Below are 26,151 nucleotides of genomic sequence, written 5' to 3'. Positions count from 1 at the left end.
TCCCGTCAGGGTCCCTGCCGGCGGGCGGCAGCTTGGGTGGTCATGGAAAAGCCGAATTCCTGCCAGTGCAAGGGGGCGTCGGCGCGGGCCGGCACCGGTTCGGCGCGAAGCTCGATGACTCCATCGACGGCTGTCAGGGACAGGATGTACCCCGTCTCCCCGTCGGCTGCAGGCAGCGTCACGGTGCCGCCGTCGAAGATCTCCACGCTCAGTGAGGCCGAAGGGTGTCCGATAAAGAGCGCCCGCCGCAGTTCGCGGACATGCCGCAGCGCCACGACTGCCGTCCCGTCCACGTAGCCCACCAGCGGACGGTTGCCCGGGCATGTGATGGACGTGCCGGAGACCGTGCCGTCAACGGACATCGCCCCGGTCACGTGCTTCGAGCTTTCCCAGGCCGCCGAGGTTGCCCCCGTCACCAGCAGGCTGCCGATCGCCGACTGGCGCCGGTCAAGGCGGATCATGGGCGTCTGGGCGTTGAGCAGCCTGGTCTCGCCGATACCGGGAGCCGGAAAGAGCCTGGCGGGCCGGGCCGCAGCCACGGGGCGCGCTTCGGCGGATGGGGCGGCAGCCGACGTGGCCGGTGCCGGGGATGCGGGTGCGGGCGTTCGGCTGAGGGACAGCGATGTGGCGGCTGGCGGGGCCGCAGCGGACGACGGCGGCGCTGCCGCCGGGACGGGTGCGGCGGCGGATGTGTCAGCGCGGGCGGCCGGCGCGGACGTGTCAGCGCGGGCGGCCGGCTTGACGCGGCGGCTGAGGAAGGTGATGTCCGTGCGGAGCGTGGACCTGTCCAGTGCCATCGCCTAGATGTCGAACCGGAAGTCGGCCGCCACGCCGCGCAGGCCGGTGGTGTAACCCTGCCCCAGGGCCCGGAACTTCCAGTCCTCACGGTGGCGATACAGTTCGCCGAACATCATGGCGGTGATGTTGTCCTGCGGGGACTGGGGAATATCGAAGCGCACCAACTCCAGGTTCTGTGCGGTAGCCACCCTGATGTACTGGCTGCGGATCGAGGAGAAGGTGCCGGGCCCGCGGAGATCGGGGTCGACGTAGACGATGAACGTAATCTTGGCGACGCTGTCCGGCACCAGGGACAGGTCCACGTCGATCTGCTCCTGGTCCTCGGTGCCGGCGAAAGCCACCGAACCCTCGGGGCTGGCGATCTGGTTGAAGAACACCAGGTGATCATTCGAGATGGCCCGGCCGCCGGCGTCGCACATGATCGCCAGGGGAACCAGCTCGGACTGCGGGCCCCGGCTGGGGATGGACTGCCAGCCCAGGCCGACCAGGATCCTGGTCAGTCCCGGGTTCTCGGCCGTCAGTGCGGCGTTGGCTCCTGCCACAAGCTTGCCCATCAGCGGCCTTCCAGACGTAGCGCGGACGGCGCGAACTTGTCCTCGAGGAACCGGCCGTGGGTGGACAGCTCGGCAATGGCACCGATCCGAACCTGATTGGCCAGGTCTCGGGCGATCTCCTCGAGCGTGGCGAGCTGTTCCGCCAGCAGCTGCGTCGGCCTGGACTCTTCAGTCCTGGCACTGTCCGGGAGCGCCAGGTAGGTGCGCAGCGGATCCGGGATGTAGCTGCAGACGATGGAATTCAGCAGCACCTGCTGTTCCATCGAAGCGCCCTGCTCGGACATATGGCTGACCAACGGGCGCAGCACATCGTCGATCTGGCGCAGCTGCGAGGAGACCGACGTCGGCAGTTCAGCGCCTGCCCGCCGGATGGCGCTGCGCAGGTTGTCCAAGGATGCGGCGGCCTGCGCCAACTCGGCGTCGGCCGTTGGCTCGGAGGCCTGTTCGGCGGTGCCCGGCACGGGGGCAGCGCCGAACAGGGAGCCGATGAACTTACCAATCACTGCGGTACCGCCTGCTGCTTTCCGCTGTCATTTAGTCTGTCTGGCCCTGCCGTGCGCGTTCCAGGTAGGGCCTGGCCTTCTGCACGCTGGCTTCGAGGGCACCGACGGTGCTCTCCATGTTCTTGGCAGCCTCCGACCGGAAGGTGTCAATGGCATCCATCGTGGCGAAGACATTGTCGAAGGCCTTCTGGAGCGTCTCCACGCTGACACCGGAGCTGGAAGCCTGCTGGTGGATCCGGGCAGTCTGGTCCTTGAGCATTTCGCTGGTGCTCAGGATCATGTTGTTGGTGGTGGTGTTGACGGCGTCGATCTGGTCCAGGACCATCTTCTGGTTCGCGAGGGCCTGGGCCACGATCACAGCAGTACGCAGGGCCGAGATGGTGGTGGTCCGCGCCCGCTCCACACCCTTGATCAGTTCCACGTTGTTCTTGCGGATCAGGTCCATCGCCAGGTATCCCTGAACCGAGACGGCGAGCTGGGTCAGGATGTCCTGGTGGCGTTGGCGCACCGGGAACAGGACGTCCGCCTCCATCTTCTGGGCCTCGGTGATCTGACCGGCGGCGCGGGCGGAGTCGATCTTCTCCACGCAGGCGGCGTCCAGGGCCTTGGCGAACACGGCATATTCACTCAGTGCCTGCATCGTCTCCCAGAGCTGGACCTTTTCGTTGGCCAGGCTGGCATTGTCCTTCAGCAGCTCGTCCTGGCCTGTCATCAGGGACTTGATGATCTGGTTCAGCTGGGTCTGAGCCGACTCGTATTTCTGGAAGTACTTGGCCAGCTTGTTGCCGCCGGGGATGAAGCCCAGGATTTTTTTGCCCACGCTCAGGTTGGCCTGGTTGGGGGTGAGGTCCTCCACCGTGCTCCGCAGCTCACCGAGGGTGTTGGCGACCGCCACCTGGGCGCTGTTCCCGGACTTCTTGGCACCGGCAATGGATGTCGAGGAACGTTCCAGCAGCCTGCTGGAGGAGTTGCTGGACGCCGTGATCTCGGCGCTGCCGATCTTGTTGATGCCGTCCACCTGTGAGGAGAACTCCGGGCTGCGCGCGTCCAGCTTGGCCAGTCCGGCCACGAACTCCCTGGCCTGCCTGTCGATCTCGGCCCGCCGTTCGTCGGGGACCGGCACCATGCCGGGAGCTTCTTCGGGCTGAACAATGGCGGGGGCTTCCGGGGCATGGAGCACCAATGAAGCCTCTGCGGCGTCGGGGGGAGTCAACGGAGAATTCATGATGCTGCCTTTTCAAGAGTTCGGTGGTGTCCCGGTTTCGATGTGCCGGGACACCACCTCAGGTGGAAACGATGCGGAGCGGAAGGAGCGGTCCGGACCTCATCAGTCCGGGATACTCATCAGCTAAGGTCGACGCCGAAGTCCTTGGCGATGCCTGCGAGTCCGGTGGCGTATCCCTGGCCGACGGCCTTGAACTTCCAGTCACCGTTGTTGCGGTAGACCTCGGCAAAAATCATCGACGTTTCGGGCGCAGCGTCCTCGCTCAGGTCGTAGCGGACGATTTCCTTGTCGTCGACCTGGTTGATCACGCGGCAGTAGGCGCTGCGCACCTGGCCGAAGTTCTGCCCGCGCGTTTCGCCCTGGTCGATGGAGACCACAATGACAACGCGTTCGACGTCGGCCGCCACCAGGGAGAGATCCACCAGGATCTGCTCGTCGTCGCCGGCGCCTTCGCCGGACCGGTTATCACCCAGGTGGGTGACGGAGCCGTCCGCGGCAGCGGGCTGGTTGTAGAAAATGAAGTCCGCTGAGGACCGGACCTTGCCGTCCGCGGCAATCAGGAGGGCGGAGGCGTCGAGGTCAAAAGCCTCGCCCGTCGTCGTGCGCGGGTCCCAGCCCAGCCCAACTACAGCCTTCGACAGACCTGGTGCGCTCTTCGTCAGGGACAGATTGCTGCCTTTGGTAAGGGTTAGTCCTGCCATGTTTGTACCATTCCTTCGTGTTGAATCGGTCGTGCGAACTAGTCCAGCGAAATGCCGAAATCCGTGGCGATGCCGTGGAGGCCCGTGGCATAGCCTTGGCCAACCGCCCGGAACTTCCATTCGGCACGGTTGCGGTAAATCTCGGCGAAAATCATTGACGTTTCAGGTGCCGCGTCCTCGCTCAAATCGTAGCGGACCACTTCCTGGTCCGTGTCCTGGTTCAGCACACGGCAGTACGCGCCGCGGATCTGGCCGAAATTCTGGCCGCGGACATCCGCCTGGTCGATGGATACAACGATGACAACGCGGTCCACGTCTGCTGCGATCAGGCTGAGGTCGATCAGGATCTGTTCATCGTCGCCGTCGCCCACACCGCTGCGGTTGTCGCCCTGGTGGACCACTGACCCGTCTTTGGCCTGGAGCTGGTTGTAGAAGATGAAGTCGTCCTGGGACCGGACCTTGCCGTCCGCCCCGACAAGGAGCGCCGAAGCGTCCAGGTCGAAGGCTTCGCCGCTGGTGGTCCTGGGATCCCAGCCCAGGCCGATCAGGGCCCGCTCCAGGCCCGGATCGGCCTTGGTGAGGGAGAGATTATTGCCTTTGGTAAGGGTCAGGCTCGACAAAATAATTGATCCTTCGAACGGCTAGAGGACGGCAGCGGCCGGTGCAATCAGATCCGCGACCGAGCGGCCCTGGGCGCGCTCACCGATTGCCTTGAACGTCCAGCCCGCGCCGTCACGGGACACCTTGGACATGATCATGGCCGAATGGGTACCCGAGTCGGTCAGCTGGTACTTGGCGATTTCCGGGCTTCCCGCGGTCGAGTCGTCCACCAGGCGGCAGAAGGCATTCTGCACCTGGTCGAAAGTCTGGCCGGTGTAGCTGCTGATGACGAACACGATGTGTGCCACGGCCGGGGAGACAAGCTCCAGGTTGACCAGGATCGTCTCATCATCGCCGGCGCCGTCGCCGGTCAGGTTGTCCCCGGTGTGGCGCGTGGAGCCGTCCTTGCTCTGCAGCTGGTTGTACCAGACCTGGTCCAGGGCCCTCCCGGACGCGTCGAAGAAAATGGCCGAGGCATCGAGGTCCACCTCTACGGTCTTGGCCTTTCCGAAGAAGCCCTTTTTGACCGGAGCCGCCGAGTCCCAGCCCAGGCCCATCTTGGTTTTTGTGAGCGAACCGCCGTCTTTTTTGGTCAGCGACAGCGACTGGCCCTTCTGCAAGCTCAAACCCATAATTTCTCAACCTCCAGCTAGTGTGAAAATACTCGCGTCCTCAATTCCCAACGTGCCCGCCCATGCGCTAGTTCCTTATCTACATGTGACGTTAGCCGGGGTGAGGACGCAGACCATGCCGATCAGGCCGGACTCGAGAGCGATCCTAGCCGGAATAGAGATAAGTGCGAAGCCCCTTTACGCTGGCGGCAAAATCAGCGGAGCGACGAATGCATGAACCCACGGTAAACGCCCGTGCAATTGAGGAATTTTGGCAATCCGGCCTCCGGGCGGATGCGCTCCAATATTGAGCCGTGGCGCGGGCGGAGCCGGACAAGGCGGCCGTGTATGGTCTCGTCTAATTGACGAATTCAGAAGGGACTGAATTCAATTGGGGGAAAAATGACTGACATGAAGTATCAGGCGCGCCTGCAGGTCTTGTCCCAGTGGGCCACTGACGCAGCCGGGCAGGGCCACCTTGTGCCGCGCATCGCGGATCTGGAGGCCATCTCCGCAGCGAGGACCGTCGAGGCCCCGGGGGTCAGCAGGGACGTTGTCGAGCCTTGGTTGCCGACCATCCAGTGGCTGTTGAAACAGGCGGCATTTGGTGTGGTGGACGCACATGTCCAGCTCCCCGACGAACTGTCGCGTCCCTTGGGTGCCGTCGTTGATCTGCCGGCGCCGCCGGTGATGGAAGTCAGCCTGGTGGCAGTCGACACCGCCGAAGCCGTCACGGTGGTCGCGGAGATTAAGCCCGCGCCGCCGGCCGCCAAGATACCGAAGTGGGAGTCCGAGGCCCACGAGCAGGTGAAAGCTGCCGTGCAGCGGTTCACCAAGCCACTCCATGATCTCCTGGCCCGTGATGCCAACGAGGGTGACACCCGCCTGTTGATCACGGACATGCTCTGCGAGGGATTGGGCTACGACAAATTCCGCGATCTGACCACCGAATACATGGTCAAGCAGGATTTCGCGGACTACGGCGTCAGGATTGATAAACAGCTCATTGCGTTCATCGAGGTCAAGCGGGTGAGCCAAAAACTCAGCGAGCGCCACCTTCGCCAGGTCCAGATGTATGCGGTCAACGAGGGTGTGGAGTGGATGATCCTCACCAACGGCCAGGTCTGGCAGGCATACCACCTCACCGGCGGGCTCCCTGTGATTGTGAATCTCGCCTTCGAGATTGATCTCCTCGGCCCCGAGCCGCTGGAGGAAAAAGCGGACAAGATGTTCTTCCTCCACCGGGAAGCACTCAAGCGCCGCCGGATCGATGAGCTGTGGAAGCACCGGGCGGCAACATCGCCGGATGCGCTTCTGGACATCATCCTGTCCGATTCGGTGCTGGACGTCATCCGCAAGGAAATCAAGCGGAACACCGGGATCACCACAACGGTCCAGACGCTGGCGGCCGTGATCCGGACAGAAATCGTCGACCCGAAGCTTCGCAACAGGTAAGACGGTCGACGTCGGGACCTCCCGCCGTCGACCGGTCCTGCGGCCTGCGGATTGGGGGAAGTGCTGGTCCGGGCATCGGTCTAAGCTTGGAGTACCAGCAGCTCTCTTCCACTACCGGGGAGGTCAAAGTGGACGCTGAAACGGCCACTGTGATTGGCCATGATGTCACCACCATCACCTGCGTCTGCGGCAACACCGTCAGCAAGGACGGGCTGATCCAGGCCAACTCACAAGGCGTCCCTGTCCATAACGCTGACGACACCCCCGTTCCCCCGGAGCTGGCGGCTTGGCCTGACGACGAGGATCTCTACACGCTGTGCCCCGCCTGCGGCCGCGTGTACAGCGACTCGGTGGTCGAAGAGACCGGGACCGCGCCCGTTGCTTTCCGGGTAGACGTCGCAAGCGAGCGAATTGCCGAGGCCATCCGGGTCCACTGGAGCCTTAGCACGTAGGCCTTGGCCCGGGACCAGACCCGATGGCTAAGTCGACGCGTCCCGTTCGATTTCCTCCGCAAGGTCGTCCACCTCTTCGGGCGGCAACTCGATGCCCGCCTTGTCGAAGCGCTCCTCGAGAACGTGGCTGACGTCGTCCTCCACGTGCCCCAGACGAATTTCGTGAACGATTTCTTCGGCGATGCTTTCGGGGGTTTCGGTGTGCTCCGACACGACGCCGTCGTCGTCAAGAGGGGCACCCGCGGTATCAGCTCCTGATTCGCTCATAACTCATGGTGGCCGGTCGGCACGGGGCCGTCAATGACTCTGGCCTCTGGCCGGCAGGCGCGCACCGCTGCAGCTGCGTCAGGTCCTTGCCCTTCGTTTCCGGGAGCTTCCAGGCCACCACCGTGGAGATGATCAGAAGTACCACCACGTAGATGGTGAAGGCCGAGGGCCCGAAGGCAGCGTTGGACCAGCTCAGCTCTGCAAGTACGGTGCCGTGCCGCCGAAGATGGCCACGGCTACCGCGTAAGGGACGGCCGCCCCCGCCAACTGCGCGGCACGACCCGGTTCCAGGCAGGCTGAGACGGGGACCGGCATGCCTGGACGGCATGATCAATCGGAGTGCTTCCTGTGTGGGTGCCCCGATGACTTATGACGGCGGGCCCTCCCGTTGTGGCGGGGTCAGGCTTCCGGGATCTCCAGGTCCCACGTCGAGGGGTCAACTTCGTCGGGATCGGGTCCGCCCCGCACGCCGCGGTCAAGCGCGTCGATGACGTAACGTTCCCCGTCGCTAAGGGCGAAGTCGAACACGTCGATGTTCTGCGCGATCCGCTGCGGTTTAATGGACTTGGGAATCACGGACCTCCCTTGCTGGAGGTGCCATCGCAGCATGACCTGCACGGGGGTTTTGCCGTGCACCGCGGCGATACGCCCGATCGTCTCGTCCTCCATGACGCTCGCGCGGTTCTCCCCCCACCCCGGGTAGAAGGTGATGCCACCAATCGGGAACCACGCTTGCGTCAATGTGCCGAGCTCAGCATTGGCACTTTGCACGGCGGGCTGGGTGAAGTACGGATGCAGTTCCACCTGGTTGACCGCCGGGACGATCTCCGTCTGCTCGCGCAGCGCCGCCAGGTGGTGCGGCATGAAGTTGCTGACGCCGATGGATCGCACCTTCCCGTCTGCGAGGAGTTACTCAAGCGCGCGGTATGCCTCGACGGTGCGTTCGGAGTGTTGCGGCATGGGCTGGTGCAGGATCAGCAGGTCGATCTGCGCGACGCCGAGCTTGGCCGCGCTCTTCTCAAACGCGTGCAGTGTCTCGTCGTAGCCGTAGTCGCTGACCCAAACCTTGGTCTCGATGAAAACATCGTCCCGGTCGACGCCGGACCGGCGGATGCCCTCACCGACCTCGCGTTCGTTTCCGTACCCTGCGGCTGTGTCGATGTGCCGGTAGCCGGCCTTGAGGGCTGTCTCGACAGCAACCGCGGTTTCTTCCGGTGCGCTCTGGAACACAGAGTAGCCGATCGCCGGCATTAGCACGCCGTTGTTCAGTGCCAGTGGGGGGTTCAATTCAATTGGATTGTCCATGGTTCCTCCCTTGAGAAAAGTGATCGTGATGGGCCGGCGACAAGGGTCTTGGCCCAGAAGCCGAGGAGTGCCATCCGGCTGCTTAGAGGTTTTCCCGGAAGAAGCCCGTGAGCGTGTCGAAGGGGATCAGTCCAACGCGGTCGTAGAGGTCCACGTGGCCGGCGCCGGGAACCAGGACCAGTTCCTTCGGGCCGGAGGCCAAGCGGTGGGCCTCCTCGCTGAACTCGCGGGAGTGCGCCTGGTCGCCGGTGATGAACAGGAGCGGGCGGGGCGATAGAAGGCCTAGATCGTTGAAAGGGTAGAACGTCATGAACTTCGGGTTTGTCGCCAGGGCAGGGTGCGTGGTGGTGTTCGGGCACCAGCCGCGGGCGGTGCGGTAGAAGTCGTAGAACTCCCGGTCGACGGCGGTCGATTCCGCAGTCAGCACTTCGGGGGTGCCGCCCGTGTAGGCGATCTTGCCGCCGTCGAACTCCACATCCCGCTGCGCCGCAGCCCGGGCGATGAACTCCTTGCGCTGCTCCAGGGTGACGGACTTCCGGAGCCCGTCGCGGTTTGCTGCGCCCATGTCGTACATGCTCACCGTGGCGATGACCTTGATCCGCGGGTCGATCTTCGCCGCGCTGAGAACGAAGCTGCCGCTGCCGCAGATACCAATGGCACCTACCCGTTCCTTGTCCACGAAGGACAGCGAACGCAGGTGGTCGACCGCGGAGCTGAAGTCTTCGGCGTAGATGTCCGGGGAGACGGCGTTGCCCGGCTTCCCGGCGCTCTCTCCCCAGAACGAGAGGTCGAAGGACAGCGTGACGAAGCCCTGCTCGGCCATCTTGGTGGCGTAGAGGTTGGCGCTCTGTTCCTTCACAGCGCCCATCGGGTGTCCGACCACCAGCGCAGGGTTGCTGAGCCTGCGGTCCAGGTTGTTCGGGACAAAGAGGTTGCCCACGACCTTCATTTGGTACTGGTTCTTGAAGGAGATCTTCCGGACCGTGATCTGATCGCTGGTGTAGAAGTTGTCTGCGCCGTTCGAGGTGTCTCCGGGCTCCAAATCGGTGCGGGATCCGCCAGGCGCTGCGTTGGCTGCTCCGGCAGTTGCCATGCCGGCCACACCGGACAGCCCAAGTACGGCGGCGCCGGCACCCGTCAGCTTAATGAGCCCGCGGCGCGAAACGCCATCTCTTGCCAGACCTGCACGGAGGGCAGTCGGCTTGATTCCGTCAGTATTCGTAGTCATGTTGTTGTCATCCTCGTATTGTGCGCTTACGAACTAGAAAATTCCTTCTGCATTTCGAGCAAATCATGGCTGGAAGAGATGAGGGAGACTCTGCCAAGGGTGGTACCGGCAGGGCCTCCATCAGAGAACTTCCAGCTCAAGCGCCACTTACTCACGGGTGTGACACGACGGATGCGGTCGTCGTCGGGACCAGGAGTCCTGGTCCCGACGTTGGTAGCGAACTACACGGGGAATGCGGCACGGCGTCCCAAAGCGGCGATGATGAGTGCGATGGCGGCAAGCCCGGCCATCACCGCCGGCAGGACCAGCCCATCGACATTGCTGATCACCACCGCGCCACCCACGCCGGCGGCGAAGATCGCCAGGTTGAAGGCCACGCCGAGCATCGCGTTGGCGACGTCGGCGTTGTCCCCGCTGGCAGCGCTGACGGCCGTTTGCAACTGGGCTGCCGCCCCACCGAATGCGATGCCCCACAGCACAATCGCGGCAACGACCGCCGCCACCGAGGCGTGGCCGACGATGAAGACCCCGCCGGCCAGGACGAAGGAGGCGAGACTAAGCAGGACCAGGCGCCGAAGGCCCCTGTCGATCACTGCACCGGTGACGGCGATTCCGGCAATGGCCGCCGCTCCGAAGAGCACCAGTGCCACCTCGACCGGGAGCGAAAGACCCGCTGTGCGGAGGTAGGAGCCGATGTATGTGTAGAGGATGTTGTGTCCAAGCATCCAGGTGACAATGACGGCGAGGACCACCGCGACGCCGGGAATCCCGAGGACCCGAACCAAGGGCACACGCGTCCCGGCACGCTGGCCGGGCGCATCCGGCAGCAGGAAAACTGCCAGCAGGACGGTGAGGACCGTGAGAACGGACAGTACGCCGAAGGACCAACGCCAGTCCAAGGTGGTGCCCAGCCAGGAACCGAACGGTGTCCCCACTGCGAGTCCCACCGGGGTGCCAAGGGACGCAACGGAGAGTGCGCGCCCGGCATGTTCGGGAGCGGTGATGCGGCGGGCGTAACCGGCGAGCATGCCCCACAGCAGGCCCGAGAATGCACCGGCAAGAAGGCGCGCTCCCAGGGACAGCACGATATCTGTGGAGAACGCCGTGACAAGGTTCGCGGCCAGGAAGCCAAGGATCCCGACCACGAAAAGAGGCTTCCGGCGCCTGCCCCGGGTCATGGCGACCGCGGGCATCGCGGCCACGACGGTTCCCAGGGCGTAGGCGCTGACGAACTGCCCGGCGGTGCCCTCGGTAATGTCCAGCCCGGCGGCGATCTGCGGCAACAGGCCGGCCGGCATGGTTTCTGTGGCGATCAGCAGGAACCCCATCAGTGCCATTATCAGCAGGGCCGCCCACGGGAACCGGTGTACCCGGGCGGAAGAATCAGACTTTGTGTCTGCGAAGGTACCGAGGTTTTCGTGGGGCAGGCTGTCCGCAGGTGTTCCGCGGGCGTCATCTTGGAGGGTTGCGCGAGTCAAAATGGTTCCGTTCTTCCGTGGGATGGGACTGGCGGGTGGAGGCTCAGTCCTTCAGGCTCAGGGTGGCTTCGAAACGGCCGCTGCGGTCGCGGATTGCCGCGAGGTCATCGAACGTTCCGATCCGCACAATCCCGGTGAAATTCCCCACGTGCTCGTAGTAGAGGACGAGGGTCTGGCCTGGCGCGTAGTACCCGATCGTCAGCGGATCAGCGTCATCGCCCGCTGGAACGCCGTCGAGTGACAGCGGTTCCGGTAGTCCTGCGTGCTTCTCCTGTCCGCCGAATTCGCTGAAGGACAGCGTCAGGGGAAGCTGGTCAATGAGCGAGCGGGCGGTAGCGTTCCCTGACAGGGTTCCGTTCACGGTCCTGGCGTCAATCCGGATGGTGATCGGAGTGTCTTCCTGGTTCTCGCTGGCTGTCATGGTCTCTGTTCCTTCGGGGCTGGCAGTTTCCTGCAAAGTCATCGCAGTGTTCGCCGGGACGGTGTTCCCGCCGGCCGTGTTCGTTGCGACCGGGGTGTCCGAAGCGGTGCTGCACCCGGTAAGGCAGAGCGCCAGTATGGTGATCACAACCAAGGTCTGTTTCGTCACTCGCATGGCAGGTTGTCCTTTCCCAGGCAAAGTTCGATCCATTCCAGCAAAGCAGCCGCCGACGGCGGGTGGGAGCCTCTGTTGTTACAGGTACTCAGAGGGACCCTCTGTAGCGGGTGGCCGGAGACCAGCTCCCGCTCGAAGGGGGTATCCGGAGGGTCTCCTTCGTTCCGGGATACGCGCCTAGGGTGGTTTCATGAACAACCGTGCAGACGTTCGTGAATTCCTCACCTCGAGGCGCGCGAAGATTTCGCCCGAAGCAGTCGGTCTGCCAGCCGGAAGCAACCGCCGCGTTGCTGGACTGCGCCGCAGCGAAGTGGCAACCCTCGCCGGGGTCAGCGTTGAGTACTACACCCGGCTGGAACGCGGTGCCATCAGCGGCGCCTCCCCGGAGATCCTTCAGGCGATTTCCCGTGCGTTGAACCTCGACGACGCCGAGCGCGCCCACCTGTTCGACCTCGCCCACGCGGCGAGCCCCATTGCCAGGCCGCCGAAGCGCCGGAACTCCAAGAGCTGGAATCCGCACATCAGCCTCCAGTGGGCGCTGGATGCCGTCACCGCCGGACCGGCTTTTGTCCGTAACGGACGCATGGACCTCTTGGCCGGCAACGCACTGGCGCGCGCCTTTTACAAGGATGTGTACGACATGCCGGGCCAACCGCCCAACCTGGCCCGTTTCACTTTCCTCGATGAACGCGCCCACGACTTCCACCCAGACTGGGACGCCGCCGCCGAAGTGGTCGTTTCCATCCTGCGCACCGAAGCCGGACGGGATCCGCACAACAAGGAGCTCCATGACCTCGTCGGTGAACTGAGCACCCGGAGCCAGGAGTTCCGGCGTCTATGGAGCTCGCACGACGTCCGCCATCACGGTGCCGGCGCCAAGGTCTTCCGCCATCCGGTCGTGGGCGAGATGACCATCGCCTACGAAGGCCTCGAGATGGCCGCCGAGCCAGGCCTCACCCTGACCATCTACACCGCTGACCCGGGGTCCCCCTCGGAAGAAGCCATGCGCCTGCTCGCTTCGTGGGCCGCCACCGAGTCCGCCCAGGAACCGCGGAAGGTCCATAAGTAGGACCCGTCCAGGACGGCGCGAGCACTCCGCTTAGCAGTAATGCGGACGACGGCCTCCCGCCGTCATCCGCTGGCGGTTGCGTCTGCGTTTGATCACCCTTCGAGGACCTGCCTGATTCCGAACCCGCCCACGGCGAACATCCGCGGGTTGTCGTCGGAGTTACTCACCATCGCGGTGGCCAGGACAAGCGCCCAGCCCAGGGCCCTCACCCAGGTATCGCTGTCCACGATGGCGCCAAGGGCGGCCTGGAAGCGGCGGCGGGCGCCGGCGTCGAACATCAGCCATCCCACCGCAAGATCGACGGCCGGGTCCCCGGCCCCCACGTCGCCGAAATCGATGACGCCGGCCAGCGATCCGTTGTCCGTCAGCAGGACATTGCCCGGGTGAAGGTCGCCGTGGAGCATCATCGGCGGACCAGCCCAAGCTGCAACAGCACAGGCTTCGGCCCACACCGCGGCGAGCGCTGATGCCTGCGGATAGCGTCCGCGGTCGCGGAGCCGTTCCACCACCGCCGTGTCACGGTCCGTCAGCGGCACGCCGCGGAACGGATTCACCGGGACGCCAGGTCCGGCTGGCACATGGAGGGAGAGGAGGAAGTCCGCCAGGCCGTCAGCGGCCGGCCCGCGGTCTGCGGCGCCGACGTCGGCCGCGGCCGTTCCGGTGACCCACCGTACGATGCTCCACGGCCACGGAAAGTCCGACGTCGGCTGGCCGGCATGGACGGGCACAGGAACCGCCACCGGGGAGCGGCGGGCAATGCCGGGGACGTAAGCCTGCTCATGCAGAATCAGCGGAACGGCCTCCGCCCTGCGCGGCAGCCGGACGGCGAGGTCCCCGCCCAGCCGGAAGGTCGCGTTGTCCCACCCGTTCGCAACCAGGGTCAGAGGCCGGTTTACGAGGTCGGGCCGCTGGTCCCGGAGAAGGCACCTGACGACTGCGTCGTTCACTTCCAGCGTCGCAGGGGGCATTTCCGCCATCCAGAGACCCGCCTCCTCTCAACGGCAACAGTCGGCTTACTGCACCAATCCTGTCCTTCCGTTGTCCGAATATAGTTCAGGTTCCCGGCCGCCTCTAGGCTGCCTGCGGTCCTGGGGCTATAACAGTTGCTAGGCGACCTGATCCGGGAACCAACCAACCACGAAGGGACCCCTAAATGCCCACCAATGATGCGGAGATGGTCAGTGTCCGGTACATGGTTGATGACGTTGACGCATCCATCGACTTCTACACGAAGCACCTCGGATTCACCCTCAGGATGAGCGCTGCGCCGGCCTTTGCGGACGTCGCACGCGGCCAGCTGCGGCTTCTGCTGAGCGGGCCCACCAGCTCCGCGGGCCGGCCGATGCCGGACGGAGCCACACCGGGGCCGGGAGGGTGGAACCGCATCCACCTCATCGTGGCGGACATCGACGCCGAGGTTGACCGCCTGCGCGCCGCCGGCCTCAGCTTCCGCAACAACATTGTCACAGGGCCTGGCGGCCGGCAGATCCTGCTGGAAGACCCGTCCGGCAACGTCGTGGAGCTGTTCCAGCCCGGAGGCAGTTGAACCCCGGCCCCGCAGGCAGTTAGAACAGGGACCGCACCTATTTGGCCCAGTCGGCGTCGCCGTAGGGCCGGCCGCGGAAGTGGGCACGAAGGTACTCCCCCACGACGGCAGCCCCCAGGTCCCCGACGTCGGGTGCCACCACCCGCCCGTCCACCCGGCGGACCATCTTCTGGACAAACCGTTCCAGGCCGGGGTCATCGCCCAGCCGGAAGAACGTGACCTGAGTGCCGGCCCGCCCCAGGCGGTCCAGCTCGGCCACGGTGAGCCGGATGGTCTCGGGGTCCGGCGGGTAGTCGAACCAGGTTTCGCCGCCGGCCAGCAGGTGCGCGGTGGGTTCGCCGTCGGTCACCACCAGGAGGACAGGCTGCATGGACGGGTGTTTGCGGAAAAACCGGCCGGCCAGCAGTAGACCGTGGTGCAGATTGGTTCCCTTGGTCTGGAAGGGCGGCAAGGCGGTGAGCTCGCCGATGTCCGTGGTCTGCGCGTAGCGGCCGAACGTGATCAGCTGCAGCCGGTCGCCGCGGAAGCGGGTGGAAATGAGATGGTGCAGGGCGAGCGCTGTGCGTTTCATCGGCACCCAGCGGCCCTGGGCGGCCATCGAGAACGAGACATCCACGAGCAGGACCACGGCGGCCTGGGTGCGTGCCTCAGTTTCCGCCACCTCGATGTCCTCCGGGGCGAGGCGCAGTCCGCTGCCCGGGACGCCGCCGTCGGCAATGGTGCGGCGGATGGCGTTGGTGATGGTCCGTGTGACATCCCACGGCTCGGCATCCCCGAACTCCCACGGGCGGCTCGAGCCGGTCTGCTCGCCCGCTGCACCGGCAACACGCGTGTCCCGGCGTCCCTGCCGGCTGGACAGTTGCTTCGCCGTGTCCCGCAGCAGTGCCCGCCCAAGCCGCCGCATGGACTGCGGTGACAGCCGGAGGTCCCCGTCCGCCCCGCGGTGGAGGAACCCGCCGTCGTGCATTGCCTTCTCGATTTCCGCGAGGGTGCGTGCGGTCACCGCGGCATCCTGCCCGAGCTGGCGGGCCAGGGCGTCCAGGTCCAGGTCGTCCAGGCTCGACCCGTTGTAGGACTGCGAGAGCTGCTCGGCGAGCTCGTCCAGCTCGGCGAGGTCCTGCAGCACGCCGGTGCCGTCGCCCAAGCCGAGCCCTTCCTCCCCCTCGAAGCGTTCGGAGCCGGTCCAGTCCTCGCCGGGGCGCAGGGCCCGCAGGTTATCGTCGAGCTGGCCGAGCTGGGCCATAAGCTGTGGCGAGCCGAACGCCTGGGCCGAGAGGTTCATCAGCTCCTCCCGCTGCTCCCGGGACATGGACTGCAGCATCCGCTGGGCGGCGGCCGCGCGCTGGGCGAGGGCGTCGATCAGTTCCTCGACGGACTGCGGATTCTCGGGGAAGTACTGTCCGTGCTTTGCCATGAAGTTCTGGAAATCCGCGTCCGTATCCTCGCCGCGCCGGTGCTTGTCGAGCAGTCCGTTGAGGTCCTGCAGCATCTCGTTGACGGCCGCGCGGTCCTCATCGGTGGCGTTCTCCAGCGCCTGCTTCATGCCGGCGAACCGCTGGTCCAGGACCTCGCGGCCCAGCAGGTCCTTGATCCGCTCATACGCCTCGCGGGCTGTCGACGACTGCCAGTCATAGGTGGCCAGTTCGTTGACCGCTGCTGCCGTGGACCGGGGCAGGTTCTGCAGCTGCATCTCCCGGAATGCGCGGTCGGTGTTGTCCATCATGGCGTCGCGGGCCAGCTGTTTGCGCTCCTCCAGCACCGCGGTCTCCAGCAGTTTCTGGACTTCATTGAGGGTGCCGTCGAGTTTGTGCCGGCCCAGCAGGTCCTTGCGCCGCTGCTGGACGCGGCCGGCGAGGTCGTCCAGGCCTTCCCGGCTGCGGCCGCCGCGGCGCAGGAACTCCTGGAGGGCGTGCCGCGGCGAGTAACCGGCCATGACGTCCTCGGCCACGGCGTCAAGGGCCTCCGCCAGGTCCACCGGCGGGGCGAGCGGATCAGGGCCCCCGCGGTACCGGCTGTACCTGGACCGGTTGTGAATGCTCATGGGCCCTCCTGCCCTCAGCGTCCGTACGGCAAGCGCTACCCGTAAACCGTTGCCTCGTCGTCGGACTCCTTGGCGATCCGGCGGGCGAGGTAGAGGCCTTCCAGCGCGAGTTCGACGGCGGCGGCCCGCTGACCGTCGTTCGTCGCGCCGAGGCGTTCACTGATTTCGTCGTAGAGGCGGGAGCCGTTGAGGGACGGGAGGTTCTCCAGGAACTCCCGCGCGGTGACCAGTTCGCCGGTGGTCACCGTGGTGTGACCGTCGAGCGCGGCCACCAACTGGCCCATGTCGATGCCGTGGAAGTGCGCGCGCACGGCTTCTGCGGTGGCCATGCGCAGGAGATGCTCGAGGATGTCCTGCTCGCGGCCTTCCTCGCCGGATTCGAACTCAATTTTGCCGGCAAGGACTTCCACGGCGGCTTCGAGGTCGATGATCCGGGCCACGGCCTCGTCCTCCCCCCGCACGCTGGCGCGGCGCAGGGCTGCCGCGGCAACGGTTTCGGCGCCTGCGATCGCGAACCGGGCGGACACCCCGGAGGTCTGGTTGATGGCCGGGGACTGCCGCAGCGCCCGGGTGTAGCGGGCCAGGATCTCGAGGATGACGGGCGGGACGCCGGCCACCAGCTGCCCTTCCTGCCGGATGACGGCCACCTCGTCGTCGAGCTCTATGGGGTAGTGCGTGCGGATCTCGGCGCCGAAGCGGTCCCGCAGCGGCGTGATGATCCGGCCGCGGTTGGTGTAGTCCTCCGGGTTGGCTGACGCCACCACCAGGACGTCCAGCGGCAGCCGCAGCACGTAGCCGCGGATCTGGATGTCGCGTTCCTCCATCACGTTGAGCATCGAGACCTGGATGCGCTCGGCGAGGTCGGGCAGTTCGTTGATGGCGATGATTCCGCGGTTGGAGCGCGGGACCAGGCCGTAGTGGATGGTTTCCGGGTCACCGAGCCGGCGGCCCTCGGCCACCCGCATCGGGTCGATGTCGCCGATCAGGTCGGCGACGGAGGTGTCCGGCGTCGCGAGCTTTTCGACGTACCGTTCGGAGCGGTGGCGCCACGCCACCCGCAGCCGGTCCCCCTCGGTGAGGGCGCGGGCCCGGGACTGCTCCGTGATGGGTTCATAGGGGTGTTCGTTGAGTTCCGAATCTTCGATCACCGGCGACCATTCGTCCAGCAGCCCGGCCAGGGTGCGTAGGAGGCGGGTTTTGCCCTGCCCGCGTTCGCCGAGGAGCACGACGTCGTGGCCGGCGAGCAGGGCGCGCTCGAGCTGCGGCAGGACGGTCCGGCTGAAGCCGTACATCCCGGGCCAGGGGTCCCGGCCTGCGGAGAGCGCGGCGAGCAGGTTGTCACGGATTTCGCGGCGCAGGTCCTTGTGCGCGTGGCCGGAGGCACGCAGTTCACCAACAGTGAAGATATCGGGACGATCACTCACCCCTCTACGGTAGACCTCCATCGGGCGGGGAATCGAGGGATTTGCCGAGATTCCTGCTCGCTTGCCTCCGGTGCGTCTTACGCTTGATCCTGATGACTGCAGCAACGCCTGAACCTTCATCGGAGCCCTCACCGCCGGCACCACTGCCGGCGCCGCCGTCGGGCACCTTGCTCCTATTGGTGCGCCATGGGGTGACACCGACCACGGGCAAGGTACTGCCGGGGCGTGCGCCGGGACTCCACCTGTCCGACGGCGGCCGCGCGCAGGCTGAACGGGTCGCGGAACGTCTCGCGGATGTGGCGGTCGAGGCCGTGTATTCCTCGCCGCTGGAGCGCGCGCGGGAGACGGCGGAGCCAACGGCCGTCCGTGCCGGACTGGATGTGAAGCGCGACGACGGTCTGCTCGAATGCGATTTCGGCGACTGGACCGGGGCTGCCCTGGCGGACGTTGCCGGGCTGCCGGAGTGGAAAACGGTCCAGCACAGCCCCTCCACCTTCCGATTCCCGAACGGCGAGAGCTTCACCGAAATGCAGGACCGGATCGTCGGATCGCTGGAGGCACTGCGCACGGCCCATGCCGGGGGCGTGGTGGTGTGTTTCTCCCACGCCGATCCCATCAAGGCGGCCGTGGCCCACGCGCTGGGCACACCCCTGGACCTTTTCCAGCGGATCGTCATCAGCCCGGGTTCGGTGTCGGCCATCTCCTTTGTGGAGGGTCAGGCGCCGGCCGTGCTGATGGTGAATTCGACGTCGGAACCGCTCAGCGGGCTGAGGGGGCCGTGACGTGGGGACGCCCGGCGGGACGGACGGCGGGACGGGGCAGGCGGTGACCGGCCGGGAGCTGACGCTGCTCTCCGAGGGCAGAGTTGAGCTGGTGGGACGGATCCCGCGCAGCAGCAACGAGACGTTCCTCGCCGAGGTCTCCTGCGCGGAGGACTCCGGGTATGCGGTCTACAAGCCGGAAGCCGGGGAACGCCCGCTGTCCGATTTCGAGCCCGGCCTCTACCGGCGCGAACGCGCAGCGTACCTGCTGAGCGAGGCGCTGGGATGGGGCCTGGTGCCGCCGACGGTGATCCGGGAGGAAGCGCCGCTGGGGGTAGGGTCGCTGCAGTGGTTCATCGAGTGCGACTTCCAGGAGCATTACTTCACGCTCTACGAGGATGCACCCGAGACTCACCCCGACCTGGCCCGGATCGCCCTGTTCGACTACGTCGCCAACAACACCGACCGTAAAAGCGGGCACGTGCTCCGCGGCGACGACGGCCGGGTGTGGGGCATCGACCATGGGCTGTGCTTCTCGGCCAGCTTCAAACTGCGCACCGTGATCTGGGATTTTGCCGGCCATCCCATCCCCGCTGCCATGCTTGAGGACATCGCGCCCCTGGCGGAAGCCACGCCTCCAGAGGTGGCGGAACTGCTCGACGCCGGCGAGGTCACCGCCCTGGAGCGCCGCGTCCAGCGCCTGCTCAGCTCCGGCGTGCTGCCGGTTGACCGCACCGGCATGCGGTACCCGTGGCCGCTCGTTTAGCGCGTCCTTTTAGCATTCTTTGGGGTAAAGCCGTTCGCCTTTTCGGACGCCCTGAGACAATGGCCCAATGGAAATCGCCCTGGGACTTCTGGTTCTCGTCGCGGTGGTCTGCGCCGGCAGCGCCCTTGGCCGGAAACTTAACATTTCCGTTCCGTTGCTGCTGGTGCTGGCCGGCGTTGCCGGGTCCTTCCTCCCGTTCGTTCCGCGCATTGAGCTGACCCCGGAACTGGTCCTCGTGGGCCTGCTGCCTCCCCTGCTGTACGCCGCCGCGCTCCGGACTTCCCTGTTCGATTTCGGCTCGAACCGCCGCGCCATCGGGTTACTCTCGGTGGGCTACGTCATCTTCGGAACCATCACCGTGGGCTTTGTGGTCTGGTTGCTGTTCCCGGAGATCCCGCTGGCCGCCGCAATCGCCCTGGGTGCCGTCCTGGCGCCGCCCGATGCGGTGGCTGCGACGGCCATCGCCCGGAAGGTGGAGATGCCGCGCAGGATTGTCACCATCCTTGAGGGTGAGTCCCTGGTCAACGACGCCACCGCGCTGATCTGTCTCCGGGCTGCCATTGCGGCCATCGCAGGTTCGGTGTCCGCAGCGGAGATCGCCGGGGACTTCCTGCTCGCTGTGGGCGGCGGACTGGTGGTGGGCATGGCAGCGGCCTACGTGCTGACCGCGCTGCGGAAGCGGATCCGGAATGTCGCCATTAACACGTCAACGTCGCTGGTGGCCCCGTTTGTCGCGTACCTGCCGGCCGAAGCGATCCACGCCTCGGGCGTCCTCGCCGTGGTCGTAACCGGCCTGGTGATGGGCACCAAGGCGCCATCCATGCCCAACGGCGCTGCCCGGCTGAGCCAGCGCAGCAACTGGAACACGGTGCAGTTCCTGCTGGAGAACTCAGTGTTTCTCTTGATCGGGCTCCAGGTACGGACCATCATCGACGGCGTCCAGGACGACTCCCTCGGGGCCGGCAGGATCTGGGCTGGCAGCGTCATCATCCTGCTGGCGGTCCTGGTGCTCCGGCCGGTGTGGGTGTTCCCGGCCACGTACCTGCCCCGGCTGATTCCGGCCGTGCGGCGGAACGACCCGGCACCGCCGTGGCAGTTCGCGGCAGTGGTCTCCTGGGCCGGGATGCGAGGGGTGGTCACCCTGGCCGCTGTGCTGGTGCTGCCCGCGGATCTCGAACACCGTTCGGTGCTGATCCTCGCTGCCCTGGTGGTGGTGGGCGGCACGCTGACGCTGCAGGGCTTCACCCTTCCGGCGCTGGTCCGCGTCCTGCGGGTGCAGGGCCCGGACCAGCGCGAGGACGCGCTGAACCAGGCTTCGCTGATGCAGCAGGCCACCGCTGCGGGCGTGGCCCGCCTGCAGGAACTGCGCACGGAGGACGATCCGCCGGAGGTCGTGGCCATGCTCAAACGGCGCACCCAGGAGCGCGGACTGGCTGCCTGGGAACGGCTGGGCCGGCCGTCAGCGGAGACCGCGACGCCCAGCGAGCGCTATGCCAGGCTACGGCTAGCCATGCTGGAAGCGGAGCGGGCCAAGGTGCTCGAGCTGCGGCGCGGCGGCGAGTACGCCCACGAGGTCCTCAGCGACGTCCTGGAGCGGCTGGACGTTGAGGAATCCATGCTGGACGTCGCGCTGGACGAGGTGGACACGTCCGGCGAGGGCGGCGGCGAAGGGATCGCACGGCCCGGAGGGGTGTGCGGCCACCTCGAGTCAGCCCGGTCCTCGGACGTGCCCCCGGACGCCTTCTGCGAGGACTGCATTCGGGAAGGCACGACGACGGTGCACCTGAGAATGTGCCTGCGGTGCGGCAACGTGGGGTGTTGTGATTCTTCGGCAGGCTCCCACGCGTCCAGGCACTTCGAAGCGACCGGGCACCCCGTCATGCGGAGCATTGAACCGGGCGAGGACTGGCGGTGGTGCTACCAGGATGACCTGCTCGGGTGAGGGGTCTAGCCGTCCAGCCGCACACCGCGGAGCAGCAGGAGCGTCCCGCCCACTACCACCGCCGATGCCAGGAACACTCCCCCCGCGCCAAGCCCGGCCGCCACGACGCCGATGGCGCTGGGCAGCACAACCTGGCCTACCCTGTTGCCGGCGAGCCGCAGGGCCAGCGCCCGGCCGCGCTGCCCCGCCGGAGCCTGCGCTGACAGCCAGGACATGGTGAGGGGCTGGCCGATGCCGAGCCCCAGACCCAGGACGGCCATGACCACAAAGAGCAGCCATGCCGGCATGGGAATTGCGGCCGCGGACAGGGCAACAGTGGACAGGGCGAGGCTGAACACCAGCAACCGCATGCGCCCCAGCTTCCGCGACATCTGCCCCAGCAGGAGCCGGGACACCATGGAAAACACGGCGCGGGTGGTGAGCATCAGGCCCACTGTCGCCGCAGTGAGCCCGCGTTCGGCGCCGAGGGCGGGGAGGTAGACCATGGTCAGGTCCACCACGGCCAGGACGGTGGCGCTGGTGGCCAGGGCACGTGCCACGCCGGGCGTCTTCAGCAGCGAAACGGCACTGCCGTTCCCGCCGTCGCCCGTAACCGCTTTCCTTTTGCCGCCGCTGACTTTGGCCGAGACACCGAACGTGGTCACAAAAAGCACCAGGCTCATGCACACGGCAAGGAAGAAGATCGCCTGGGTGTCGGGCCGGACGGAGGCCCCTCCCACCAAGGAGATTGCCAGCGGCCCCAGGGCCTGCCCCAGCGATGCCGCGAATGTCAGGTAGCCGAAGGCGGAGTCCATCCTGGACGAGGGGGCGTTATTGGCCACCACCGCCTGCTGCCCCACAACGCAGGCAAGCTGGCCGGCACCGAGGAACGCCGTTCCGATGATGAGCGCCACGATGGACGATCCCCACAGAAACAGAAAAGCAGAGCAGGCAAGAACGACGGCGGACCCGATGGCCATCAGCCGACGCTCACCCAGGCGGTCCACCAGTCCGCCCGTGGGGACGGCGAGCAGCAGGGGAAAGACGGCGTAGCTGGCGGCGAGGAGGCCCAGCGCGTAACCGGGCACGTCCAGTTCGAGCGCCCGGTAGGTGGCGGCAGGACGGACCAGGAAGGTCACGGCCTGGATCAGGGCGGAGTGCGTGAGGAGGGCTGTGGCCGAGGGGCGGCCGAGTTCACCAATCATGAGACGGTGAGGCTGCCCGTGATGGCACGCACCGCCGCGTCCCGGGCTCCCATAACGTGGTCGAAGGCGAGCTTGCCGGCTTTTTCCGGTTTGCCGGCTGCCAACGCATCCACCAGGATCCGGTGCTGGGCCAGGGCCTGGTCCCGCCGCTCCTGCGTGCTGTTGGTGAAGTGGCGGTACCGCTCCATCTGGCTGGAGATCTGATCATGGAACCGCCTGGCCCACGAGTTCCCCGCAATTTCGGCGATCTTCGCGTGCAGCGCCATGCCCTGTTTCATGGCGTCATCGGCAAACGTCACCATGGCGGCATTGCGTTCAAGGATGCCGTTGAGCGCTTCGATGTCGGCCGCCGTCGCCTTCACGCACGCCTGCCGTGCCATCAGCGATTCCATCGCCGCGCGCACCTCGTACAGTTCGGAAATTACTGCTTCATCCAAGGCCGGCACCAGGACGCCCCCGGTGGGCTGCTGCTCCAGGAGACTCTCGGAAATGAGCCGCCGGATGGCCTCCCGCAGCGGCGTGCGGCTCACCTGCAGCGCTTCAGCCATTGCCGGTTCGTAGATGCGCGCCCCGGGCTTCAGGTCAAGGCTCAGGATCTGTCGTTTCAGTTCCGTGTAGACAACGTGTGCCCCGGTGTTCCGGGACGGTGAATCTGCCATGTGGTGACCTCCGCGTTAACTATACTTGTATACATCTATACATGAGTACGCGAGTGCGGCGCGAAGGCGGCCTCCCTAACCGGACAGCGGAGCGGCATGACCGAAATTCGCACTAATGTGGGCAAGGTCGCGGGGCGAGCGGGGTGAGAATGGTGGAATGAGCTCCGCGTTGACACGAAACCGGCCCAAATGCCGACAGCCGGTCCGGGACCGGGGTCCCGCCGTCGGCGGTAGGCCGGCGCTGCGGTTAGTTCGTTCGTTCTGATCCCGGGCGCCGGCGGCGCAGCATGGTACTGGAGCCACGTCGTTCCTCTGCTGCAGGGGCAGGCCACCAAGCCGTCGCGGTCGATCTGCCCGGCGACGACGAAAGCGCCGGGCTCGCCGAATACACCAGCCTGGTCGTGGAAGCCATCGGTGAGCACCATGGCGTGGTGCTCGTGGCGCAGTCCTTGGGAGCCTTTACCGCTCCGCTGGTGTGTGAAAAGGCGTCCGTCGGCGAGCTGGTGCTGGTGAATGCGATGATCCCCGCGCCGGGCGAGACGCCGGGCGCATGGTGGGACAACACCGGATGGGCTGAGGCGCAGCAAAGCGCAGCGAAGGCCCAGGGCTACAGCACCGGCTTCGACGCGGACACCTACTTCCTGCACGACGTTCCCCCGGAAATCGCCGCTGAAGGGGATCCGCATCAGCGGCCTGAAGCCAACGCAGTCTTCGAATCGGTGTGCACCCTCACGGCGTGGCCCGGTATCCCTACACGCGTACTTTCCGGGGAGGGGACCTGCTCTTTCCCCTGGACTTCCAGCGCCGGGTGGCCCGTGAACGCCTCGGCATCGAGCCCGACGTTGTGCCCGGCGGCCACCTCCTCGCCCTGGCAAACCCGGAAGGTGTGGCCAAGTACTTGCTGCGCAGGTGAACGGGGCCACAGCAGGAAGGTGACGCGCGCGGGGGTGGATGAATCGATCCACACCGAACACCACCCTGAGAGCCTTCTCACACGAGGGGACCGGACGCGGTCAAGCCTCGGAAGGGGGACGAAACAATTGACTCGGGCGGCCGGTTCCAGTACGCGCGCGCCAATGAAATGCAAGCGCTTACGCATGGTCTCGAATCAGCGCGGCGCGGCCGCCGAAACGTGTTTGTGCGCGGTCCCTGAACGCCCCTACGGTGGAAAAGCCAGATGACCTCGAGTCTCTCGCCACAACCGTCGCTGCTGCGGCGGTATCCCCCAAACAATGGTGTCCCTGATGACGCCTGCGTAATCGGGGCGCCGGAGTAACGGGATGTGGGCACCCGCCCGTCTTCCACGAACAGTTTCACCTCCGCGAGAAGAGCACTATGCACAAGCACCCCCAATCACACCCCATGCTGCTGTGGCGCCCGGCCGCCGCGGCCCTTGCCGTCGCCATTGCGGCTTCGGCATTCCTGGCGGTACCGTCCGCACGGGCCAACGAGCCCGCCGACCCGCCGGCCGTCGAGCAGATGCCGGCGCCCACCCCGGGATTCCCCCTCCCCACCGAGCACACGCAGCAGGCCCACCATCCGGCGTCGGACTTCACGTCAAAGTGGACCCGCGCGGATGCCAAGCAGATCATGGCGCAGAGCGATTCCACCGTGGCCCCGGGCCAGAACTCCATGAGCCCTGATGTCACCATGCCGGAGATCCCCGAGGACTTCCCCGCCATGAACGATGACGTCTGGGTCTGGGACACCTGGTCGCTGACGGACGAGAACGCCAACCAGATCAGCTACAAGGGCTGGGACGTCGTCTTCTCCCTCGTCGCGGACCGCAACGCCGGCTACGGTTTCGACCAGCGGCACTGGAACGCCCGCATCGGCTACTTCTTCCGCAAGACCAATGCAGACCCGGCCAAGGACAAGTGGAACTACGGCGGCCACGTCTTCGCGGACGGCGCTTCCATCGGGAACACCGAGTGGTCCGGCTCCACCCGGCTCATGCAGGGTAACCAGGTCAACGTGTTCTACACCGCCACCACCTTCCACGACGTGGCTGAGCGGAACGCCGGCGGCGGCGGGATTGCCCCGGACGCGGCCATTGCCAAGGCCCTGGGAAAGATCCACGCCGACCAGAACGGCGTCACGTTCGACGGTTTCCAGCACACTAAGCTGCTGGAACCGGACGGCGCGATGTACCAGACCAAGGAACAGAACCCCGGCTTCGCGTTCCGCGATCCCTACACGTTTGCTGACCCGGCCCACCCCGGCAAGACCTTCATGGTCTTCGAGGGAAACACCGGCGGAACCCGCGGCGAGTACGAATGCAAGCCCGAGGACCTCGGGTACCGCCCCGGCGATGCCAACGCCGAGTCCGTTGACGAGGTCAACAGCAGCGGCGCCTACTACCAGACCGCGAACGTCGGCCTGGCCGTGGCGGACAACAAGGACCTCACCAAGTGGTCCTTCCTGCCGCCCATCCTTTCCGCGAACTGCGTGAACGACCAGACTGAGCGTCCCCAGATCTTCATCCAGAATGAAGGCGGCAAGAACAAGTACTACCTGTTCACCATCAGCCACCAGTTCACGTACGCTGCCGGAATGCGCGGTCCCGACGGCGTGTACGGCTTCGTGGGCGACGGCGTCCGTTCCGATTACCAGCCGATGAACAACAGCGGCCTGGCACTCGCCTCACCGACCGACCTGAACCTGCCGTCCGAATCACCGGAGGCACCCACCCCGAACCAAAACGGCCGGCAGTTCCAGGCCTACTCGCACTATGTGCAGCCCGGCGGCCTGGTGCAGTCCTTCATCGATAACGTCAACGGCGTGCGCGGCGGTTCCCTGTCCCCCACGGTGAAGATCAACTTCCGGAACGGCGTCTCGGCCGTTGACCGCAGCTTCGGCCAGAACGGTCTCGGCCCGTTCGGTTACCTGCCCACCAACGTCCGCGTCGGCGGCGAGGGACACTACAAATAACCAGCGCGCCGGAGGCCAACCAGGCACAACATCCAGCCTGCAGCCGAGCCAACCGG

25 protein-coding genes and 1 pseudogene are annotated in these 26,151 nt (G+C 66.0%); 9 read left to right on the top strand and 17 right to left on the bottom strand.

Annotated features, from left to right (window positions below; all coding sequences use genetic code 11):
• Positions 1-5: 5 nt before the first annotated feature.
• From GUV69_RS17710 to GUV69_RS17680, 7 genes are all read right to left on the bottom strand, one after another.
• Complete coding sequence (locus GUV69_RS17710) at positions 6-797, bottom strand: hypothetical protein (RefSeq protein ID WP_164204812.1); 792 nt, start codon at positions 795-797, stop codon at positions 6-8.
• A 3-nt stretch (positions 798-800) separates the two neighbouring features.
• Positions 801-1,352: a TerD family protein gene (locus GUV69_RS17705; protein WP_164204810.1), complete on the bottom strand. Its 552-nt coding sequence runs from the start codon at positions 1,350-1,352 to the stop codon at positions 801-803.
• Positions 1,352-1,855 (bottom strand): hypothetical protein, encoded by a 504-nt coding sequence (locus GUV69_RS17700; protein ID WP_164204808.1) that lies wholly within the window; start codon positions 1,853-1,855, stop codon positions 1,352-1,354. Before GUV69_RS17700 ends, GUV69_RS17705 begins: the two co-directional genes overlap by 1 nt.
• A 31-nt stretch (positions 1,856-1,886) precedes the next feature.
• Positions 1,887-3,080: a toxic anion resistance protein gene (locus GUV69_RS17695; RefSeq protein WP_164204807.1), complete on the bottom strand. Its 1,194-nt coding sequence runs from the start codon at positions 3,078-3,080 to the stop codon at positions 1,887-1,889.
• Positions 3,081-3,199: 119 nt separating this feature from the next.
• Positions 3,200-3,781, bottom strand: coding sequence for a TerD family protein (locus GUV69_RS17690; RefSeq protein WP_164204805.1), 582 nt, complete (start codon positions 3,779-3,781; stop codon positions 3,200-3,202).
• Between the two features lie 38 nt (positions 3,782-3,819).
• Entirely contained in the window at positions 3,820-4,401 is a 582-nt protein-coding gene (locus GUV69_RS17685) for a TerD family protein (protein WP_164204803.1), read from the bottom strand.
• Positions 4,402-4,422: 21 nt separating this feature from the next.
• Complete coding sequence (locus tag GUV69_RS17680; RefSeq protein ID WP_164204801.1) at positions 4,423-5,013, bottom strand: TerD family protein; 591 nt, start codon at positions 5,011-5,013, stop codon at positions 4,423-4,425.
• Positions 5,014-5,403: 390 nt separating this feature from the next.
• Here GUV69_RS17680 and GUV69_RS17675 point away from each other — a divergent pair, with 390 nt between their 5' ends.
• Together GUV69_RS17675 and GUV69_RS17670 are read left to right on the top strand one after the other, a co-directional pair.
• On the top strand, positions 5,404-6,447 hold the full coding sequence (locus GUV69_RS17675) for a type I restriction enzyme HsdR N-terminal domain-containing protein (protein WP_208786671.1): 1,044 nt from the start codon (positions 5,404-5,406) through the stop codon (positions 6,445-6,447).
• 128 nt (positions 6,448-6,575) lie between these two features.
• The gene (locus GUV69_RS17670; RefSeq protein ID WP_164204797.1) at positions 6,576-6,899 is read left to right on the top strand and encodes a hypothetical protein; all 324 of its coding nucleotides are present in this window, start codon (positions 6,576-6,578) and stop codon (positions 6,897-6,899) included.
• 27 nt (positions 6,900-6,926) lie between these two features.
• On the opposite strand, the gene GUV69_RS17665 is transcribed toward GUV69_RS17670, so the two are convergent.
• From GUV69_RS17665 to GUV69_RS17645, 5 genes and pseudogenes are all read right to left on the bottom strand, one after another.
• The gene (locus GUV69_RS17665; RefSeq protein WP_164204795.1) at positions 6,927-7,166 is read right to left on the bottom strand and encodes a hypothetical protein; all 240 of its coding nucleotides are present in this window, start codon (positions 7,164-7,166) and stop codon (positions 6,927-6,929) included.
• 399 nt (positions 7,167-7,565) lie between these two features.
• A pseudogene (locus tag GUV69_RS17660) lies at positions 7,566-8,417 on the bottom strand (aldo/keto reductase).
• Positions 8,418-8,553: 136 nt separating this feature from the next.
• Positions 8,554-9,699, bottom strand: coding sequence for an alpha/beta hydrolase (locus GUV69_RS17655; protein WP_208786670.1), 1,146 nt, complete (start codon positions 9,697-9,699; stop codon positions 8,554-8,556).
• Between the two features lie 221 nt (positions 9,700-9,920).
• Entirely contained in the window at positions 9,921-11,177 is a 1,257-nt protein-coding gene (locus tag GUV69_RS17650) for an MFS transporter (protein ID WP_244292770.1), read from the bottom strand.
• 43 nt (positions 11,178-11,220) lie between these two features.
• Positions 11,221-11,772: a cyclophilin-like fold protein gene (locus GUV69_RS17645; protein WP_208786669.1), complete on the bottom strand. Its 552-nt coding sequence runs from the start codon at positions 11,770-11,772 to the stop codon at positions 11,221-11,223.
• Positions 11,773-11,962: 190 nt separating this feature from the next.
• Between GUV69_RS17645 and GUV69_RS17640 the strand changes: the two genes are divergently transcribed.
• A complete protein-coding gene (locus tag GUV69_RS17640; protein WP_164204793.1) occupies positions 11,963-12,841 on the top strand; it encodes a helix-turn-helix transcriptional regulator in 879 nt (292 codons plus the stop codon).
• 92 nt (positions 12,842-12,933) lie between these two features.
• Here GUV69_RS17640 and GUV69_RS17635 read toward each other — a convergent pair whose 3' ends face one another.
• The gene (locus tag GUV69_RS17635; RefSeq protein ID WP_164204791.1) at positions 12,934-13,818 is read right to left on the bottom strand and encodes an aminoglycoside phosphotransferase family protein; all 885 of its coding nucleotides are present in this window, start codon (positions 13,816-13,818) and stop codon (positions 12,934-12,936) included.
• Positions 13,819-13,994: 176 nt separating this feature from the next.
• Here GUV69_RS17635 and GUV69_RS17630 point away from each other — a divergent pair, with 176 nt between their 5' ends.
• Complete coding sequence (locus GUV69_RS17630; protein WP_164204789.1) at positions 13,995-14,387, top strand: VOC family protein; 393 nt, start codon at positions 13,995-13,997, stop codon at positions 14,385-14,387.
• Positions 14,388-14,424: 37 nt separating this feature from the next.
• Here GUV69_RS17630 and GUV69_RS17625 read toward each other — a convergent pair whose 3' ends face one another.
• Together GUV69_RS17625 and GUV69_RS17620 are read right to left on the bottom strand one after the other, a co-directional pair.
• The gene (locus tag GUV69_RS17625) at positions 14,425-16,428 is read right to left on the bottom strand and encodes a vWA domain-containing protein (protein ID WP_164204787.1); all 2,004 of its coding nucleotides are present in this window, start codon (positions 16,426-16,428) and stop codon (positions 14,425-14,427) included.
• 35 nt (positions 16,429-16,463) lie between these two features.
• Entirely contained in the window at positions 16,464-17,852 is a 1,389-nt protein-coding gene (locus tag GUV69_RS17620) for a sigma 54-interacting transcriptional regulator (protein ID WP_164204785.1), read from the bottom strand.
• Positions 17,853-17,938: 86 nt separating this feature from the next.
• On the opposite strand from GUV69_RS17620, the gene GUV69_RS17615 reads away from it, so the two are divergent.
• From GUV69_RS17615 to GUV69_RS17605, 3 genes are all read left to right on the top strand, one after another.
• A complete protein-coding gene (locus GUV69_RS17615; protein WP_431197133.1) occupies positions 17,939-18,634 on the top strand; it encodes an MSMEG_4193 family putative phosphomutase in 696 nt (231 codons plus the stop codon).
• A gap of 43 nt (positions 18,635-18,677) precedes the next feature.
• Positions 18,678-19,379, top strand: a complete 702-nt coding sequence (locus GUV69_RS17610) for an SCO1664 family protein (RefSeq protein ID WP_164206728.1) — start codon at positions 18,678-18,680, stop codon at positions 19,377-19,379.
• A gap of 67 nt (positions 19,380-19,446) precedes the next feature.
• Entirely contained in the window at positions 19,447-21,321 is a 1,875-nt protein-coding gene (locus GUV69_RS17605; protein WP_164204781.1) for a Na+/H+ antiporter, read from the top strand.
• A gap of 5 nt (positions 21,322-21,326) precedes the next feature.
• Here GUV69_RS17605 and GUV69_RS17600 read toward each other — a convergent pair whose 3' ends face one another.
• Entirely contained in the window at positions 21,327-22,505 is a 1,179-nt protein-coding gene (locus GUV69_RS17600) for an MFS transporter (protein WP_164204779.1), read from the bottom strand.
• Complete coding sequence (locus tag GUV69_RS17595) at positions 22,502-23,164, bottom strand: GntR family transcriptional regulator (protein WP_164204777.1); 663 nt, start codon at positions 23,162-23,164, stop codon at positions 22,502-22,504. The genes GUV69_RS17600 and GUV69_RS17595 overlap by 4 nt, the downstream gene beginning before the upstream one ends.
• A gap of 287 nt (positions 23,165-23,451) precedes the next feature.
• Here GUV69_RS17595 and GUV69_RS17590 point away from each other — a divergent pair, with 287 nt between their 5' ends.
• Together GUV69_RS17590 and GUV69_RS17585 are read left to right on the top strand one after the other, a co-directional pair.
• Positions 23,452-24,345, top strand: a complete 894-nt coding sequence (locus GUV69_RS17590; RefSeq protein ID WP_244292768.1) for an alpha/beta hydrolase — start codon at positions 23,452-23,454, stop codon at positions 24,343-24,345.
• A gap of 154 nt (positions 24,346-24,499) precedes the next feature.
• Entirely contained in the window at positions 24,500-26,095 is a 1,596-nt protein-coding gene (locus GUV69_RS17585; RefSeq protein WP_164204775.1) for a glycoside hydrolase family 68 protein, read from the top strand.
• The last annotated feature ends 56 nt before the right edge of the window (positions 26,096-26,151 follow it).

It is taken from the genome of [Micrococcus luteus] ATCC 49442 (assembly GCF_010367585.1).
In the GTDB taxonomy this organism is placed as follows: Bacteria; Actinomycetota; Actinomycetes; order Actinomycetales; family Micrococcaceae; genus Arthrobacter; species Arthrobacter luteus_A.
The sequence above is the reverse complement of the archived record's forward strand: the minus strand, read 5'-3'. Positions and strand labels throughout refer to the sequence as shown.

What these genes read in the sequence shown, in the direction of transcription:
- GUV69_RS17710 (WP_164204812.1), bottom strand. Translation starts at nt 797, where the DNA reads ATGGCACTGGACAGGTCCACGCTCCGCACGGACATCACCTTCCTCAGC.
- GUV69_RS17705 (WP_164204810.1), bottom strand. Translation starts at nt 1,352, where the DNA reads ATGGGCAAGCTTGTGGCAGGAGCCAACGCCGCACTGACGGCCGAGAAC.
- GUV69_RS17695 (WP_164204807.1), bottom strand. Translation starts at nt 3,080, where the DNA reads ATGAATTCTCCGTTGACTCCCCCCGACGCCGCAGAGGCTTCATTGGTG.
- GUV69_RS17690 (WP_164204805.1), bottom strand. Translation starts at nt 3,781, where the DNA reads ATGGCAGGACTAACCCTTACCAAAGGCAGCAATCTGTCCCTGACGAAG.
- GUV69_RS17680 (WP_164204801.1), bottom strand. Translation starts at nt 5,013, where the DNA reads ATGGGTTTGAGCTTGCAGAAGGGCCAGTCGCTGTCGCTGACCAAAAAA.
- GUV69_RS17675 (WP_208786671.1), top strand. Translation starts at nt 5,404, where the DNA reads ATGAAGTATCAGGCGCGCCTGCAGGTCTTGTCCCAGTGGGCCACTGAC.
- GUV69_RS17665 (WP_164204795.1), bottom strand. Translation starts at nt 7,166, where the DNA reads ATGAGCGAATCAGGAGCTGATACCGCGGGTGCCCCTCTTGACGACGAC.
- GUV69_RS17655 (WP_208786670.1), bottom strand. Translation starts at nt 9,699, where the DNA reads ATGACTACGAATACTGACGGAATCAAGCCGACTGCCCTCCGTGCAGGT.
- GUV69_RS17645 (WP_208786669.1), bottom strand. Translation starts at nt 11,772, where the DNA reads ATGCGAGTGACGAAACAGACCTTGGTTGTGATCACCATACTGGCGCTC.
- GUV69_RS17640 (WP_164204793.1), top strand. Translation starts at nt 11,963, where the DNA reads ATGAACAACCGTGCAGACGTTCGTGAATTCCTCACCTCGAGGCGCGCG.
- GUV69_RS17635 (WP_164204791.1), bottom strand. Translation starts at nt 13,818, where the DNA reads ATGGCGGAAATGCCCCCTGCGACGCTGGAAGTGAACGACGCAGTCGTC.
- GUV69_RS17630 (WP_164204789.1), top strand. Translation starts at nt 13,995, where the DNA reads ATGCCCACCAATGATGCGGAGATGGTCAGTGTCCGGTACATGGTTGAT.
- GUV69_RS17625 (WP_164204787.1), bottom strand. Translation starts at nt 16,428, where the DNA reads ATGAGCATTCACAACCGGTCCAGGTACAGCCGGTACCGCGGGGGCCCT.
- GUV69_RS17605 (WP_164204781.1), top strand. Translation starts at nt 19,447, where the DNA reads ATGGAAATCGCCCTGGGACTTCTGGTTCTCGTCGCGGTGGTCTGCGCC.
- GUV69_RS17600 (WP_164204779.1), bottom strand. Translation starts at nt 22,505, where the DNA reads ATGATTGGTGAACTCGGCCGCCCCTCGGCCACAGCCCTCCTCACGCAC.
- GUV69_RS17595 (WP_164204777.1), bottom strand. Translation starts at nt 23,164, where the DNA reads ATGGCAGATTCACCGTCCCGGAACACCGGGGCACACGTTGTCTACACG.
- GUV69_RS17590 (WP_244292768.1), top strand. Translation starts at nt 23,452, where the DNA reads ATGGTACTGGAGCCACGTCGTTCCTCTGCTGCAGGGGCAGGCCACCAA.
- GUV69_RS17585 (WP_164204775.1), top strand. Translation starts at nt 24,500, where the DNA reads ATGCACAAGCACCCCCAATCACACCCCATGCTGCTGTGGCGCCCGGCC.